General features: G+C 59.7%; 16 protein-coding genes. 14 read left to right on the top strand and 2 right to left on the bottom strand.

The features are described from left to right. The first annotated feature begins 108 nt into the window (after nucleotides 1-108). Together I6E81_RS01150 and I6E81_RS01145 are read left to right on the top strand one after the other, a co-directional pair. Nucleotides 109-1,440 (top strand): M20/M25/M40 family metallo-hydrolase, encoded by a 1,332-nt coding sequence (locus I6E81_RS01150; protein WP_197105596.1) that lies wholly within the window; start codon nucleotides 109-111, stop codon nucleotides 1,438-1,440. Nucleotides 1,441-1,464: 24 nt separating this feature from the next. Further along, nucleotides 1,465-2,316 carry an undecaprenyl-diphosphate phosphatase gene (locus I6E81_RS01145; RefSeq protein ID WP_197105595.1) on the top strand — a complete coding sequence of 284 codons (852 nt, stop codon included), beginning with the start codon at nucleotides 1,465-1,467 and terminating at the stop codon, nucleotides 2,314-2,316. A 76-nt stretch (nucleotides 2,317-2,392) separates the two neighbouring features. Here I6E81_RS01145 and I6E81_RS01140 read toward each other — a convergent pair whose 3' ends face one another. Then, nucleotides 2,393-3,328: a proteasome assembly chaperone family protein gene (locus I6E81_RS01140; protein ID WP_197105594.1), complete on the bottom strand. Its 936-nt coding sequence runs from the start codon at nucleotides 3,326-3,328 to the stop codon at nucleotides 2,393-2,395. A gap of 64 nt (nucleotides 3,329-3,392) precedes the next feature. Between I6E81_RS01140 and I6E81_RS01135 the strand changes: the two genes are divergently transcribed. From I6E81_RS01135 to I6E81_RS01080, 12 genes are all read left to right on the top strand, one after another. After that, nucleotides 3,393-4,064 carry an HAD family phosphatase gene (locus I6E81_RS01135; protein WP_307783880.1) on the top strand — a complete coding sequence of 224 codons (672 nt, stop codon included), beginning with the start codon at nucleotides 3,393-3,395 and terminating at the stop codon, nucleotides 4,062-4,064. Further along, the gene (locus I6E81_RS01130) at nucleotides 4,061-5,047 is read left to right on the top strand and encodes a tRNA (adenine-N1)-methyltransferase (protein ID WP_197105593.1); all 987 of its coding nucleotides are present in this window, start codon (nucleotides 4,061-4,063) and stop codon (nucleotides 5,045-5,047) included. The genes I6E81_RS01135 and I6E81_RS01130 overlap by 4 nt, the downstream gene beginning before the upstream one ends. A gap of 22 nt (nucleotides 5,048-5,069) precedes the next feature. After that, entirely contained in the window at nucleotides 5,070-6,059 is a 990-nt protein-coding gene (locus I6E81_RS01125; protein ID WP_231599990.1) for an FKBP-type peptidyl-prolyl cis-trans isomerase, read from the top strand. Between the two features lie 47 nt (nucleotides 6,060-6,106). Then, on the top strand, nucleotides 6,107-7,090 hold the full coding sequence (locus I6E81_RS01120; RefSeq protein WP_197105592.1) for a YafY family protein: 984 nt from the start codon (nucleotides 6,107-6,109) through the stop codon (nucleotides 7,088-7,090). Continuing rightward, nucleotides 7,083-8,066 (top strand): YafY family protein, encoded by a 984-nt coding sequence (locus I6E81_RS01115; protein ID WP_197105591.1) that lies wholly within the window; start codon nucleotides 7,083-7,085, stop codon nucleotides 8,064-8,066. The genes I6E81_RS01120 and I6E81_RS01115 overlap by 8 nt, the downstream gene beginning before the upstream one ends. 8 nt (nucleotides 8,067-8,074) lie before the next feature. Next, the gene (locus I6E81_RS01110) at nucleotides 8,075-8,422 is read left to right on the top strand and encodes a hypothetical protein (RefSeq protein WP_197105590.1); all 348 of its coding nucleotides are present in this window, start codon (nucleotides 8,075-8,077) and stop codon (nucleotides 8,420-8,422) included. Beyond that, on the top strand, nucleotides 8,423-8,794 hold the full coding sequence (locus I6E81_RS01105) for a hypothetical protein (protein WP_197105589.1): 372 nt from the start codon (nucleotides 8,423-8,425) through the stop codon (nucleotides 8,792-8,794). 78 nt (nucleotides 8,795-8,872) lie between these two features. Next, on the top strand, nucleotides 8,873-9,088 hold the full coding sequence (gene tatA / locus I6E81_RS01100; protein WP_197105588.1) for a Sec-independent protein translocase subunit TatA: 216 nt from the start codon (nucleotides 8,873-8,875) through the stop codon (nucleotides 9,086-9,088). Between the two features lie 50 nt (nucleotides 9,089-9,138). Then, nucleotides 9,139-9,897, top strand: a complete 759-nt coding sequence (gene tatC, locus I6E81_RS01095) for a twin-arginine translocase subunit TatC (protein ID WP_197105587.1) — start codon at nucleotides 9,139-9,141, stop codon at nucleotides 9,895-9,897. 25 nt (nucleotides 9,898-9,922) lie between these two features. Beyond that, nucleotides 9,923-12,355 carry an RNA helicase gene (locus I6E81_RS01090; protein ID WP_197105586.1) on the top strand — a complete coding sequence of 811 codons (2,433 nt, stop codon included), beginning with the start codon at nucleotides 9,923-9,925 and terminating at the stop codon, nucleotides 12,353-12,355. Nucleotides 12,356-12,368: 13 nt separating this feature from the next. Beyond that, nucleotides 12,369-13,934, top strand: a complete 1,566-nt coding sequence (gene lnt, locus I6E81_RS01085; protein WP_197105585.1) for an apolipoprotein N-acyltransferase — start codon at nucleotides 12,369-12,371, stop codon at nucleotides 13,932-13,934. Continuing rightward, nucleotides 13,927-14,652, top strand: a complete 726-nt coding sequence (locus I6E81_RS01080; RefSeq protein WP_197105584.1) for a polyprenol monophosphomannose synthase — start codon at nucleotides 13,927-13,929, stop codon at nucleotides 14,650-14,652. The genes lnt and I6E81_RS01080 overlap by 8 nt, the downstream gene beginning before the upstream one ends. On the opposite strand, the gene I6E81_RS01075 is transcribed toward I6E81_RS01080, so the two are convergent. Next, nucleotides 14,653-15,018 carry an RNA polymerase-binding protein RbpA gene (locus I6E81_RS01075; protein WP_197105583.1) on the bottom strand — a complete coding sequence of 122 codons (366 nt, stop codon included), beginning with the start codon at nucleotides 15,016-15,018 and terminating at the stop codon, nucleotides 14,653-14,655. Nucleotides 15,019-15,140 lie beyond the last annotated feature (122 nt).

Genomic DNA, 15,140 nt, shown 5'->3' with positions numbered 1-15,140 from the left:
ATCCTTTTTGAGCACCAGATGACGCCATGAATAACCACCAGCGAGAGTCCTGTTTCGGGTATGCCGTGGCGTGCAGATATTTACTGGCGAGACGGCTAGCGTGGGCATATGACTTCTGAGCCAGAACTCGAGCGCACAGCACGCATTGCGCAAGATCTCATCCGTTTTGATACTTCCAACTATGGGGAGGGTCGATCGAACGGCGAGACTGATGCAGCCGAATACTTGGGTGCGTTGCTCGAGGAGATGGGCCTCACCACTCAATACTTCGATGCTGCCACCGGCCGCACGACGGTCATTGCCAAGGTGGAAGGCAGCTACGACACCGAGTCTTCTGCGCCGCACGCGAAAGAGCGTCCCGCGCTCATTCTGCACGGCCACACGGATGTCGTGCCGGCTGATCCCAAGAACTGGTCAGTAGATCCGTTCGGAGGAATCATCCGCGACGGCCTCCTGTGGGGCCGCGGCGCCGTGGACATGAAGAACATGGATGCCATGATCATCACGGCGCTCGGCGACATTCTGGGTGCCGGCAAGCGCCCCGCTCGCGACCTCACGATCGCCTTCTTCGCTGACGAAGAAAACGGCGGCGAATACGGTTCGCACTTCATGGTCAAGAAGCACCCCGAAATTTTTGCGGGAGCAACCGAAGCCATCAGTGAGGTGGGCGGCTACTCTGTCGATCTCCAGGGCCAACGCGCTTACCTTCTGCAGACGGGCGAAAAGGCTCTTATGTGGATCAAGCTCACCGCTCGGGGCATGGCCGCTCACGGCTCGCGCGTTATCAGCGACAACGCTGTCACGAAGCTCGCGGAAGCTATCGCGATCCTTGGCCGCCAAGAGTGGCCAGTGCATCTCACTGACACTACGAAGCTGCTCATCTCTGAGCTCTCTCGCATTCTCGACATTGATCCAGAAGAGGTCGGTCCCGATCAGTTGATTCTGGCTACCGGCACCGCTTCTGGGTTCCTGCAGGCGACGTTGCGCACCACAAGCAACCCGACGCTACTGAAGGCCGGCTACAAGCACAACGTTATTCCAGACGTCGCAGAAGCACTCGTCGACATCCGCACCCTTCCCGGCGAAGAGGATGCGGTGCTCGCGCAAGTGCGTGCACTCTTGCCCGATGAGATCGAGATCGAGATGATGCACCGCGACATCGGCCTCGAAACAAGTTTCGATGGGCCCCTTGTCGATGCGATGGTCGCAAGCCTCGGAGTCTTCGATCCCGGTGCCCCTGTTTTGCCGTACCTCATGTCGGGTGGCACGGACAACAAAGCGCTCAAGCTTCTCGACATCACCGGCTATGGTTTTGCTCCGTTGCAGTTGCCGCCCGAGATCGACTTCCCGGGGATGTTCCACGGCGTTGACGAACGTGTGCCGTTGGACGCATTAGTCTTTGGCAGGCAGGTCTTGGGAGACCTGCTTCTCAAGTACTAGTTCTTACCTAAACGGGAGCGTTCCATGGGGTTCATTGAGGCCATAATTCTCGGGCTTGTTCAGGGCCTCACGGAGTTTCTTCCGATCTCTTCGAGCGCCCATTTGCGCATCATGGGCGAGTTTTTGCCCTCCGCGAGCGACCCGGGTGCCACATTCACGGCAATCACCCAGTTGGGCACTGAGCTCGCCGTCATCCTCTTTTTCCGCAAAGATATCGCTCGCATTCTGAGTCGCTGGTTTCAGCAATTCCGAAAGCCTCATGGTTCCCACGGCGAGAAGATCGATCGAAATCATCCGGATGTACGGCTCGGCTGGCTTGTCATCATCGGCACTATTCCCATTGTGCTCGTGGGCTATTTCGCTCAGGAGTACATCCGTTCGACGTTCCGTTCACTCTGGTTGGTTGCCACAGTCCTGATCGTGTTCGGCATCATCTTGGGAATCGCTGACTACCTCGGCAAGCGCACGCGCGCTCTGGAAGACATGAGCTACGGCCATGGCATCACGATCGGCCTTGCCCAGATGCTCGCCTTGGTGCCGGGTGTCTCACGGTCAGGGTCGACGATGACAGCGGGCCTCGCTCTCGGCTACACGCGCCCCGCTGCGGCACGCTTTGGCTTCTTACTGGCGATCCCTGCCGTCTTCGGCAGCGGACTCTATGAGCTCGTGCACAGCTTTGGCGAGCCCAACCAAGTGTTTACCTATGCAGAAACGGCCGTCGCCACGGTGATTGCATTTTTCGTGGGCTACGTCGTGATCGCAGCGCTTATGCGCTACATCGAAAAGCGTTCGTTCCTGCCGTTTGTCATCTACCGCGTGGTCTTGGGCGTGACGCTGTACGTGCTGCTGTCGCTCAACGTGATTCAGCCGGTCTAGCCGCACTAGAGTTTCGGGCCGGGCTCGTCATGTTGCCCTGGCCCTTTCCACGGTCAGAACACCGAACAGAGCGCGATTAGTCCTTGCCGCGCCACGGCTCGTCGCCGGCGGCACCCGGATCGGGCTTGTCATCGCCGCTTCGCAAGTATTTCTCGAACTCTTGAGCAATTGCTTCGCCGCTGGCCGAAGGAGAGTCGACCGTGTCGCGAGCACGTTCGAGCTGCTCGATGTACGACGACATGTCATCGTCTTCACCGGCGAGAGCGTCAATGCCTGTTTCCCAGTCGGTCGCTTCAGTCACGAGATCGCCGCGGGGAATCACAACATCCACAATTTCTTCGAGCTTGTCGATGAGAGCGAGAGTCGCTTTCGGCGATGGTGCGTTGTGCACATAGTGCGGAACGGATGCCCAGATCGACATCGTCGTAATGCCGCTAGCTTCTGCGGCCTGACCGAGTACCGACAGGATGCCAACGGGGCCTTCGTAACTGCTGCGCTCGATGTCCAATGCGGTGCGAACGGCGGAATTTTCGCTCGACGTGAAGACTGAAATGGGGCGAGTGTGGGGCACATCGGCCAGCATCGCTCCGAGGAACACGATCGAAGAGATGCCGTTGTCGACCACGGTCTCGAGGATGTCGCGGGTGAATGCTTTCCAGGAGCGCGAGGGTTCTGTGCCGAGCAAGAGATAAATGTTCGACTGATTGTTGGCGCTCAACTGCAGTTCTGCATCAGCGGCGATACTCTCAGGACGCTCGGCGTTGGGGCGAGACGGGCCGTACATTGTGACCGACGGCCACGTCATGACGCGGTTGCCGTCGTCGTCGTGGGAGAGCACTGGACGGTTGAACTGGTAGTCGAAGTATTCTTCGGGATCGACTTCTGAGATGGGATACACGTCGAGTTGCTCTTTGAGCGATCGCACTGCGCCGCTCGCTGCTTCACCGGCGTCGTTCCACCCCTCGAAGGCGACGACGAGGAGTCGTCCGTTCGCAAATGGGGTGTTAGTCACTGGTCTCCTTGTGGTGCGTGGCAGGAATGTTGTTCAGTCAAGGATAGAACTACGATGGTCCGTTGTGACTCACTCCACTCCGGCGGCCGTCTTGTGGGACATGGACGGCACCCTCATCAACTCCGAACCGTACTGGATTTCTGCGGAAACCACGCTTATCGAATCGTTTGGCGGCACTTGGACGCATGACGATGCCATGGCCTGTGTGGGCAAAGGACTTTTCGAGTCCGCTCGAGTCATGCAGACGAAGGGCGTCACTCTCGACGCCGTCACGATCGTTGACCGTCTCACCGACAGCGTGATGGCGCAACTCAAGGAATCCGGCATCCCGTGGCGACCGGGAGCTCGCGAACTATTGCAAGAACTGCGCACTGCTGGTGTTCCCACCGCAGTCGTCACCATGTCAGTCGGCCGCATGGCTCATCACGTTGTCGAGAACCTGGGCTTCCACGGCTTTGACGCCGTCATCTCCGGGGACGACGTCGAAAACGCTAAACCCCATCCTGAGGCCTACCTCGCGGGCGCGGCGGCACTCGGTGTCGAAATCACCGACTGCGTTGCCATCGAAGATTCCCCTCCCGGTGCCACTTCGGCGTTCGCCTCGGGTGCCACTGTCATCGGTGTTCCCTTCATGGTGGACATCCCCGAAGACAAAACCCACGCACTCTGGCCAACTCTTGACGGCCGCACCCTGAACCATCTCTCCGAACTGCACACAAAGGTGACCACGCGATGAGCGACGTATTCCGACGACAGAGCGGCCCCTTCCGTGAAGGGGACCGCGTACAACTCACCGGGCCCAAAGGGCGCCTCAACACGGTGACTCTCGAAGCTGGGGGATCGTTCCACACTCACCGTGGCGTCCTCAGCCACGACGTCATCATCGGTCAGCCGGATGCCAGCGTTGTAACGAGCACCAATGACATCGAATACTTGGCGATGCGCCCACTGCTCACCGATTTCGTCATGTCGATGCCGCGCGGTGCCGCAATCATTTATCCGAAGGATGCCGCCCAGATCATCGGCCAAGCCGACATCTTCCCTGGCGCCCACGTTGTAGAAGCCGGTGTCGGTTCAGGTGCGCTCTCCCTATGGCTGCTGCGCGCCATCGGCGCGAGCGGACAGTTGAACTCCTTCGAGCGTCGTGAAGAGTTTTCTGAGATCGCTCAATCGAACGTCGAGACCTTCTTAGGCGCGAAACCCACGAACTGGACGGTCACGGTTGGCGACCTACAGGAGCAGTTGCCGGCATCCGTTGAGCCAGGTTCTGTTGACCGCATCGTGCTGGACATGCTCGCGCCCTGGGAGTGCATCGAGGAGTGCGCCGACGCGCTCACTCCCGGCGGAGTGTTGCTCTGCTACATCGCAACGGTCACCCAGCTGTCTCGTGTCGCGGAGGCGATCCGCGCTACTGGCCTCTTTACGGAGCCCGATTCCAACGAAACGATGGTGCGCGGCTGGCACGTTGAAGGACTCGCCGTTCGCCCAGATCACCGCATGGTCGCCCACACTGGTTTTCTCATGACGGCCCGTCGTCTCGCGCCAGGATCAGTACTGCCCGAGCTCAAGCGTCGCGCCTCAAAGACTGACTTCAAGGACGAAGATGTCGAAGTCTGGACACCCGGAGCGCTCGGCGAACGAAACGCCAGCGCCAAACGTCTCCGCAAGACGGCGCGCGAAGCGAAGGCCGCGGCTGAGGCCGGGGCTTCTGACCGGTAGAGTGTTGGCGATGTCTGTGACGATGAAAAGAGTGTTTGTGCGCAAGCTTGCAGTGGTGGCCCTCAGTGCCGGAGTTGTTGTCTCGTTGGCGGGTTGTGCCAATGGTCCGTTGAGCTTCGCGGACTGCACCCCGGTTTATTCCTCTGGCTCCAATTCCGCGCTCGTGAGTGCTTCTGGCGCTCTCAGCACCGACCCCGAGGCCGAGTTCCCGACTCCGCTTATTTCAACGGATGTCGAGAGCGAGCTCGCTATTGAGGGCGACGGCGATAAGGTCGGCGCTGGTGACATCACGACCCTTCAAATCACGATTTACAGCGGCGAGACCGGCGAACAGCTCATCTCGACCGGACACGACACCGCGGGATTGCGTGTGGCTGTCACCGAGGGTGCACCGCACTTTGGTGACATTGCTCAGTGTGCGACTGTCGGTTCGCGCATTGTGACCACGGGCACGGCAGGCGACATTCTCGGCACAGAGAACATCGCTCAGAACCAGCTTCCGCTCGCCGACGACGACACCATCGTGATGGTGAGCGACGTCGAAAATCGTTATCCCGGCAAGGCAGATGGAGCCAACAAGCTCGCTCCTGCAGGATTCCCCTCCGTTGTGCTGGCTCCGAATGGTCAGCCCGGTTTCACGTTCCCGTCCGGCGATGTGCCGAGTGACCTCATGTTCACAGCGCTGAAGGTAGGCTCTGGCGCGCCTCTCGAAGAGGGCGACGCAGCAGTAATGCACGTGAGCGGAATCGAGTGGGGTGCTGAAAGCACGTTCACCAATAGCTGGGCAGAATCTGGCGTTCCCGGAACCTTCCTCGTAACGGGCACAGAGACCGCCGATTCGAGCCTCCCTCCCGGACTCACCGAAGCCCTCATCGGCCAGACTGTTGGCTCGCAGGTGCTCGTCGTGTTGCCCGCGGATGTCGGCTTCGCCGCTGATGCCTTGCCGACTGGCGTCACGAGCGGCGCCACCCTCGTCTTCGTATTCGACATCCTCGGAATTCAAGAGCAGTAACCGCAACCCACGACACGGCCGGGTGTCAGAGACATAGGATTTGACTCGTGCCAACACCGAAAGTTCCCAACGAAGAACGGCTCTTTAGCCTCGTTTTGGCGTTGCTTTCCACCGAAAATGGGCTCACAAAGAGTGAGATCCTGTCGACGGTGCAGGGCTATCGCCAACGCTTCGTACACTCGGGGGATAACGCGAACCTTGAGCGCCAGTTTGAGCGCGATAAGGACGACATTCGCGAGCTTGGGGTTCCGCTCGAAACGATCGAGCCTCCCGAGCAGGCTGGTAATAATCAGAATCTTCGCTACCGCATCCCTCGCGTCGACTACGAACTTCCCGAGGACATCAAGTTTTCGGCGGAGGAATCCACGCTTCTCGGTCTCGCCGCGATGGTGTGGCGTGAGGGTTCTCTCTCTGAGGGTTCACGCCGCGCCATGGTAAAACTCCGATCGCTCGGCATCGAGACGGCGGAGCCGGTCCTCAGCTACGCGCCACAATTGCGGGTGCGCGATGCATCCTTCGAACCGCTCCGCGAAGCGATGGATCGGCGCGTGCTTGTCAGCTTCGAGTATTTGAAGCCGGGGGAGCAGTCATCGACTACTCGGCTCGTAGCGCCACTCGCGCTCGTGCAACATCAGGGCCGCTGGCACCTGTATGCCAAAGACCCGAAGACGGAACAGTTCAAGACGTTCCTCTTGCGACGCATCGTCAGCGACATCCAGCGCAGTAAAAAGACATTCGACTACGTAACGGATGACGCCGCTGCTCAGGCCTTGTCTGGGCTTGAGCAGGTCTGGCAGTCCAACGTCGCTGTGCTGCGGGTGGAACCCGGCACCGACGCCGCTACTCGTCTGGGCAAACGTCGTGGAGCGGTGTTGCATCCGGATTGCATGCTTGAGGTCAACTTCACTGACGTCAACATCATGGCCGACGAGCTCGCCAGCTTTGGGCCCGAGGTTGTTGCAGTGTCTCCGCCCCATTTGCGGTCCGCCGTTATTGAACGACTCACGAGAACGGTGGCAGACCATGGCTAAAAAAATTCCGCCGCTGCGCGCTCAAGACAAGCTGGTCTTTTTGCTCGCGCTCGTGCCTTATCTCATGGACCGTGACCGCGTCAGTGTCGCAGAAACAGCTCTTCACTTTGGCGTGCCCGAGCAGAACATTCGCGACGCAGTACGACTCATCGCGGTTTCAGGAATCCCTGGCGATACCGCTACCTATCAGGCAGGCGATCTCTTCGATATTGCCTGGGACGACTTCGAAGATAACGACCAGATCGTGTTGACGCACCTGGTCGCTATCGATGACACGCCACGTTTCTCCGCCCGTGAAGCGTCTGCGCTCATCGCGGGCTTGCAGTACCTCTCGAGCCTGCCCGAGCATGCCGATCGCGAAGCTATCGCAACCCTCACCTCGAAGCTGTCACGGGGAGCATCCGCGCAACCAACGGCCGTCGCGGTAGAGTCGAGTGCGCTCGACGAGACGCTTGCCCTCATCCGTGAGTCCGTAGCAGCGGGTACCCAAATTGAGTTTGACTATCGCAACTCGCGCGGCGAGTCCGAGCGGCGCCGGATTGACCCGCTCCGGGTTGAATCAGTGGACGCGGACTGGTACGTGCGTGGCTGGTGCCATTCACGGGAGGATGTGCGCACCTTCCGTCTCGACCGCATCTCCAAACCGGCGATGACAACCGAGGCGATCACGCACACTGCTGGCGATGTGAACTTGCCGGAAACGCTCTTCGATACTTCTGCCGAAGACATTGAGGTCACCGTCGAGGTGGCCCGGAGCGCCATCGGCCTGCTGGGGGACTACGTGCCAGAAGATGCTGTTCTGGTACCCGCGGGGGATCGCGTGCGCACGGTGGTTCGTGTTCCCCACTTTCACGGTCTCAAGCGACTCATCGCTGGCCTCCCCGGCGTCGTAACCGTCGTGGCGCCCGACGAGGCCCGACGTGCGGTAGCGGGCTGGGCCCAGGCTGGGTCCGACCTCTACGCGGAACAGCGATAGGTGCCGCGATGATTGCATGGTGGGGCTGGCTGCTCATCTGGGTGGGGCTCGTACTCATCTTGGTCGCGATGCTGGGTGTTGTTGCGTGGATCTTGTTCCGTAAGGCAATGGTTCTGATGAAGGATCTTTCGGATGTCGTCGAGAAGACGTCGATTCTGGATGTCGAGTCGGAGAAACTCAGCAAGCCACAACTGGCAATCCTCACCGAGATGGTGGAGATTCGCGATCGCCATGAAGCGCACAAGCGCCAGCGCGCTGAAGTCAAGCTCGCTAGGCACGAACGCCGCATTGCTCGCGCTAAGACAATCACTAAGCGCGACGCTTCTCAGATGCAGTGGCCCAAGGAGTGGTCATAGGTGGGCTGGGTCTTTGCTGCTGGCCTGATTCTCATCGCTCTGCTCTGGTTCGCAACGTGGTTGCGACGCCGGACTATCCGGGCGTATTTGCTCACGGCCGGCGCGCAGACAGCGGGCATCAGTAGCGAGTATCGCCGCCGACGGCGAGCTCCCCGCATTGCGGTGCGCTACACCGACAGCGCGGGAATCGAGCGAGTAGTCGTGAAGTCGTTGGTGAGCGCGGGCGATGCGCAATTGCTCGCGAAACCCGCCGTGGTGCTTTACCACCCCAAGCATCGCAGCCGTTCTGATTACGTTCTTCTCGGCTTTGGGCGACAGCCTCAACGGTGGTTTCCCGTTGAGTTCGCACCGCGCGAACCATCAGCCCGATAACGGTTCATTGTTCGGCGCATCACGGCAAATCTAGGTATGATTGGCCAACGCAGCCTTCGATTTTTAAGGAAGTTCTCCATGCTCGGCAATCTCAGCGGTTGGCACCTCGTTATTCTCTTGGTCGTCATCCTCTTGCTCTTCGGCGCACCGAAACTTCCTGGGCTCGCGCGCAGTCTCGGCCAGTCAATGCGCATCTTCCGCAGCGAGGTCAAGACGATGAAAGACGAGAACAGTTCCGATTCCCCAGCCGACACTTCGGCGGATTCGAACAGCGACACTCCTCCTAAGTCCTAGCCCCTATGGCAGTTCGCGCCGAGAGGTGGCGTTCCAAGAGTGAAGAACGGATGTCACTCGGCGCGCACCTCGTAGAGCTCAAGAAGCGGTTGTTCATTTCCGCGATTGCGATCATTGTGACCGCTATCGCAGGTTTTATCTTTGCGAATTTCTTTATCGACGCCTTGCGCGCACCGATTACCAACATCGCTGACGCAACCGGCCGCGGTGCCGCTCTCAACTATGACGCGGTAACTCAAGCATTCGATATCCGTATGCAGATCGCGTTCACGGTGGCGATCGTCGCCGCAAGCCCGGTGTGGCTGTACCAAGTCTGGGCGTTTTTGGTTCCCGGCCTTGTGCGCAAAGAAAAGCAATATGCAATTGGCTTTTTAGCAACCGCGATTCCCCTGTTTCTCGCAGGGTGTGCCGCCGGCTGGTATGTAATGCCGAACATCATCACGCTCATGTTGGGCTTCGCGGGTGACCAAGATCTCTCCAATCTGAACGCAAAGTACTACTACGACTTCATCGTGAAGCTGCTGCTCTCGGTTGGGATCGCTTTCGTATTGCCCGTTTTTGTGGTGCTTCTCAACTTGGTGGGGGTGCTGTCGGCGAATGCAATTCTCAAGGGGTGGCGCGTCGCCATTTTGACGATCTGCATCTTCACCGCAATCGCTACGCCTGCCGCCGACGTCATTTCAATGTTCCTGCTCGCCATTCCGATGATCATTCTCTACTTCATCGCAGCACTGATTGCGTGGCTTCATGATCGACGTGCGGCCAAGAAAGCTGCCGCCGTTGACGCCGAGTTGCGAGCAGAAGGCTAAGCAATCACCGTTTAGGCTGTAGTCAATGACTGAACTGTCTCCCGCCGAACGGTACGCCGCGGCAAAGAAGCGTCGGGGATACCCCGTTCTTGAAGCCTTTCGCGCCAGCCAGCGCTTCGATCTCGATGAGTTTCAGATCTCAGCCTGCCAAGTTGTCGAAGACGACAAGAGCGTTCTCGTCGCTGCTCCGACTGGAGCTGGCAAGACGATCATCGCTGAGTTCGCTATCTACCGCGCCATGCAGCTCGATGGGCCGAAGGTGTTCTACACGGCGCCGATGAAAGCGCTGAGCAATCAGAAATTTCAGGAGCTCGTCGCCGAGTACGGTCCCGAGAACGTAGGGCTGCTCACCGGTGACACAAACGTCAATGCCAGCGCGCGCATTGTGGTCATGACCACCGAAGTGCTGCGCAACATGCTCTACGCCAAGTCTGACCTGCTGAAGAACCTCAGCACGGTCGTGATGGATGAGGTGCACTTCCTGGGCGATCGCTTCCGCGGCGCCGTGTGGGAAGAAGTGATCATCCATTTGCCTGAGGACGTTCACATGGTCTCGCTGAGCGCGACTGTGTCGAATGCTGAGGAGTTTGGTGACTGGCTGCAGGCCGTTCGGGGCGATACCGAAGTAATCGTCTCAGAAGACCGCCCAGTGCCTCTGGAGCAGCATGTGCTCGTGGGCACGAAGCTCATTGACCTCTTCGACTCGTCAGGCTTGGCCGCAACGAACCGCGTGAATCCAGAACTCGCGCAGATGGCGCGCTTCGGTGGTCGAAGCCAGAGTGTCGGCAATCGCAGAAAGAGTAGTCGCCATGACTCTCGCGGCGGTCGCCCGGCACGTTCTCGCATGGATCGCGCCGATGTCGTCGCAATGCTGTCGTCAAAGAATCTTGTGCCAGCCATTTTCTTCATTTTCAGTCGCATGGGCTGTGATCAGGCGGTGAATCAAGTGTTGCGCGCGGGCGTTCGCCTGACGACATCCGAGGAGCGCGACGAGATTCGCGAGATCGTGGAGGCTCGCTGCCGCACGCTCCTCGATGAAGATCTGGCTGTTCTCGGCTATTGGGATTGGCTCAGCGGTCTCGAGCGGGGCGTTGCCGCCCATCATGCTGGCCTTCTTCCCGCATTCAAAGAGGTCGTCGAAGAACTTTTCCAAAAGAAGCTTGTCAAGGCTGTTTTTGCGACAGAGACGCTCGCGCTCGGCATCAACATGCCGGCCCGTACCGTTGTGCTCGAAAAGCTTGAGAAGTTCAACGGCGAAGCTCGCGTTCCGATTACTCCGGGGGAGTACACCCAGCTCACCGGTCGTGCCGGCCGTCGCGGCATCGACATCGAGGGTCACTCCGTCATCCAGTGGGTGGACGGGCTCGACCCGCAGGCGGTGGCATCCCTCGCGTCACGCCGCACCTACCCGTTGAACTCGAGCTTCAAGCCGACCTACAACATGGCCGTGAACCTCATCGAGCTGTTCGGTCGGGAGCACACTCGCGAGATTCTGGAATCGAGCTTCGCGCAATTCCAAGCCGACCGCGCTGTCGTCGATTTGGCTCGCAAGGTTCGTTCGCAGAAGAACTCGCTCGACGGCTATGCCAAGTCAATGGAGTGCCACTTGGGCGACTTTGGCGAGTACTCCCGCATCCGTCGTGAACTCAATGATCTTGAAAAGAAGTCGCAGCCCAAGAACGATGCGGGGCACCGCGCCGAGCGTGAACGGCGTCAGCGCAAGCTCGCCGATCTGCGTCGCCAGATGCGCAAACACGAGTGCCATGCCTGTCCAGAGCGCGAATCTCACGCACGCTGGGCCGAACGCTGGTGGCGCCTGAAGCGCGAGACGGATCAGCTGACTCGTCAGATTCAGAACCGCACAGGAGCGGTTGCCAAGATCTTCGACCGCGTCACCGATGTGTTGACCAAGCTCGGCTACATCGAGCCGGGAGCCAACGGTGAAATGACGATCAACTCCTACGGCCGCACGCTGCGACGCATCTATGGAGAACGCGACCTCCTCGTTGCCGAATCACTGCGACACGGGTTCTGGAACGAGCTCGACGCCCCCTCTTTGGCCGCTATGGCTACGACGCTGGTGTACGAGCCCCGTCGCGACGAAGGTGACCTCAGCGATCGTTACCTCCCGCGTGGTGCCTTCCGTGAGGCCTTCGACAAGACGACCACGCTGTGGGCAGAGCTCGACGATCTCGAGCGTGACAACCGTCTCCCCGGCAGCCAACCACTCGCGGCTGGGCTCGCGCTCGCTATGTACCGCTGGGCGAACGGAGCCAACCTTGACTCCGTGCTCGATCTCGCGGATATGGCTGCGGGTGACTTTGTGCGCGTCACCAAACAGACGATCGACCTTCTTGACCAGCTCTCGGTCGTCGCTGATGGCAATGTCGGCCCGACCGCGCGCAAGGCGCTCGACGGCATCCGTCGCGGAATCGTCGCCTACAGTTCTGTCGCTTAGGCTCGAACGCGTGATGCCCGATAAACCCGTTGCTGTGCTGCCCTTCTGGGCTGCGATTGTGGTTGCACTGGCATCCGGCCCCATTTTGGATGCAGGGTTCCCAGACAAGAGCGTCTGGCCGATGACCTTTGTCGGCATCGCGCTCGTGCTCATCGCCCTTCGCGGGCGGAGCTCCCGTGGGGCATTTCTCGTCGGTTTCCTTGGCGGAGTGGCGTTCTATTTGACGCACATTTCCTGGGCATCTCTCTTTTTGGGCCCTGTGCCGATGCTGGCACTGTCGTTTCTTGAGTCGCTGTTCGTCGCGCTCGGCGGGCTCGCAATCACCCTGGCCTATCGCTGGTTGCCGCGCGCTTTTGGAGCGGGCTGGGGAGCAACGCTGGGCCTCGCCGTTGTGGTTTCAGGCCTCTGGACGGCGCGCGAAGCGTGGATGAGCGTCTGGCCCTATGGCGGCTTCTCCTGGGGCCGCGTTGCTCTATCTCAGTCGGAGAGCCCGCTTGCAGCCCTCTTCCCGTGGCTCGGCGTCTCGGGCGTCAGCTTCGTAATGGTTCTTGTTGTCGCGCTTTCGCTTGCCGCCGCCGAATACACCTGGCGTAACTACCGCGAACTTCCCTTGGATGAACGCGCCCAGCACCTCTCGCGGGCGCTACGCACCGCCTTCATACCGGTAACGGTCGTCACTCTGCTGCTGAACGCACCCTCGTGGCACGCGACCCTCGACGGAACACTCCGCGTCGGCGCAGTCCAAGGAAATGGAAAAGCCGCCTATTTCGACGAGCGCGACCGCGGTGACCTACTTCAGGCGCAACTCACCGCCACCGAGCCGCTCTACGGCCAGGATCTCGATCTCGTGGTGTGGCCCGAGGGCGGCACCGATCTCTCGCCGCTGAGCAATAGTTACGCGGCAGCAGCCTTCGATTACGTCGTCGATAACGCCAATGCACCGCTGATTTCCGGCGACATCACCGAGCGTGACGGAAACATCTATAACAGTCAGTTGTTGTGGATGCCGGGGGAGGGCGTCGTCGATATTTACGACAAACGCCATCCCGTTCCCTTTGGCGAGTATGTCCCCAACCGCGAGATCTGGGAGCAGTTTGCGCCCGACCTCATCGGGCTCATTGGGCGCGACTATTCAATCGGCAGCACCGATATGGTCTTCGATGTGAACGGTGTGACCCTCGGCGTCAACATCTGTTTCGACATCGTCGACGACCAGATCCTTACAGAGTCCGTCGAAGAGGGCGCTCAGCTCATCATCGCGTCCTCCAACAACGCGGATTTCGGCCGCACCGATGAGAGCGCCCAACAGCTCGCAATGGCCCGCATTCGCGCGCTCGAACTCGGCCGCAGTGTCGTCAATATCTCGACTGTCGGTTTGAGCGCGATCATCGCCCCCGACGGAACCACAATTGCTGAAGTACCGTGGTACACGGCGGCCACCATGGTCGAAGACGTGCCGCTCTCCACCAGCATCACTCCGGCCGTTGTCTGGGGTCGCGAGCTCGAGTGGCTCGTGTCAGGAATAGGGCTCGGCGCACTCATCGTCGCAGCAATGGCCGGTCGGAGAAAAAATGCCTAACGTCGTCGTGGTCGTCCCGACCTATAACGAGATCGAGAACATTTCCGCGATCGTTGGCCGACTTCGGCAAGCCGTGCCACGCGCCCACGTGCTCGTGGTCGATGATTCGAGCCCTGACGGCACGGGGGAGCGCGCCGAAGAGCTCGCCGCCGCCGATCCGGGCATCACTGTGCTGCACCGCGCCAAGAAAGAGGGACTCGGCAAGGCCTACCTCGCCGGCTTTGCGCTGGCCCTTGAGCGCGGTTATGACTACATCGCGGAGATAGACGCCGATGGTTCCCATGATCCGTCTGATCTTCCGGCGATGATTGCTCTCGCCAAAGCAGGCAACGATCTTGTCATCGGTTCCCGCTGGGTGCCCGGCGGTTCCGTCAAGAACTGGCCATGGTTTCGGCACACCATTTCGCAAACGGGGAACGCCTATGCCCGCGCGGTGCTGCACTCCGACATCCGGGACATCACTGCAGGGTTCAGAGTGTTTCGCGCGAGTGCGCTGCGAGAGTTAGGCCTCGACGGAGTCTCGTCGCAGGGCTACTGCTTTCAAGTAGAAATGGCCTGGAACTTGGAACGTGCGGGCTACCGAGTGGCGGAGCATCCGATCACGTTCGTTGAGCGCTCAACAGGTCGATCAAAAATGCATGCAGGAATTGTTGCAGAAGCACTGCTCAGGGTCACCGGCTGGGGAATAGCGGCGACCCTGAATGCAGCACGTCGTTAGTTAGGCGCCGATCTTCTGCTGGCCGCGACGGGCACGCAAGAAGTCGAGACGCTCTTGGAGAAGCTCTTCTAATTCGGGGCGGGTACGACGTTCGAGAAGCATGTCCCAGTGGCTACGGGGAACCTTCACGTCGACCTCATCGAGTTCTACCAGCTCGCCGTTGTCATCGAGGAGTGTTCCTTCGTGACCCGTCTTGGCGTCAAGCCACTGCTGGGGAACTTCGGCGTCAGACGAGAACATCACTTCAAACGTGGTGCCGTCGGCCGCCTTGTATACGCTCTTTTTCCGCGGGGAAAACTCGACACCCTCTTCGCTCTGTAAGCTCTGGGTACCAAGTCTCATGCCGCGCAAGCTGCGATCTGCCATCGTGTGGCCTCCTTCAATTCGCGGTTTCTACAAGTAATAAACCCTCTTGCTGAACGTATGCTTCCAAGGGCGCACTGTTCACAGCGACTTGTCAGCATTTGCCAACATTTTCGCTGCCCAGA

The organism is Salinibacterium sp. NG22 (assembly GCF_015864925.1).
Taxonomy (GTDB): domain Bacteria; phylum Actinomycetota; class Actinomycetes; order Actinomycetales; family Microbacteriaceae; genus Rhodoglobus.
Note: the sequence above shows the minus strand (reverse complement) of the source record. Positions and strands in the feature narration are given on the sequence as shown.

Coding starts and splice junctions, on each gene's coding strand:
- I6E81_RS01110 (WP_197105590.1), top strand. CDS start 8,075: ATGATTGCATGGTGGGGCTGGCTGCTCATCTGGGTGGGGCTCGTACTC.
- I6E81_RS01090 (WP_197105586.1), top strand. CDS start 9,923: ATGACTGAACTGTCTCCCGCCGAACGGTACGCCGCGGCAAAGAAGCGT.
- I6E81_RS01150 (WP_197105596.1), top strand. CDS start 109: ATGACTTCTGAGCCAGAACTCGAGCGCACAGCACGCATTGCGCAAGAT.
- tatC (WP_197105587.1), top strand. CDS start 9,139: ATGTCACTCGGCGCGCACCTCGTAGAGCTCAAGAAGCGGTTGTTCATT.
- I6E81_RS01130 (WP_197105593.1), top strand. CDS start 4,061: ATGAGCGACGTATTCCGACGACAGAGCGGCCCCTTCCGTGAAGGGGAC.
- I6E81_RS01075 (WP_197105583.1), bottom strand. CDS start 15,018: ATGGCAGATCGCAGCTTGCGCGGCATGAGACTTGGTACCCAGAGCTTA.
- lnt (WP_197105585.1), top strand. CDS start 12,369: ATGCCCGATAAACCCGTTGCTGTGCTGCCCTTCTGGGCTGCGATTGTG.
- I6E81_RS01145 (WP_197105595.1), top strand. CDS start 1,465: ATGGGGTTCATTGAGGCCATAATTCTCGGGCTTGTTCAGGGCCTCACG.
- I6E81_RS01125 (WP_231599990.1), top strand. CDS start 5,070: ATGAAAAGAGTGTTTGTGCGCAAGCTTGCAGTGGTGGCCCTCAGTGCC.
- I6E81_RS01115 (WP_197105591.1), top strand. CDS start 7,083: ATGGCTAAAAAAATTCCGCCGCTGCGCGCTCAAGACAAGCTGGTCTTT.
- tatA (WP_197105588.1), top strand. CDS start 8,873: ATGCTCGGCAATCTCAGCGGTTGGCACCTCGTTATTCTCTTGGTCGTC.
- I6E81_RS01080 (WP_197105584.1), top strand. CDS start 13,927: ATGCCTAACGTCGTCGTGGTCGTCCCGACCTATAACGAGATCGAGAAC.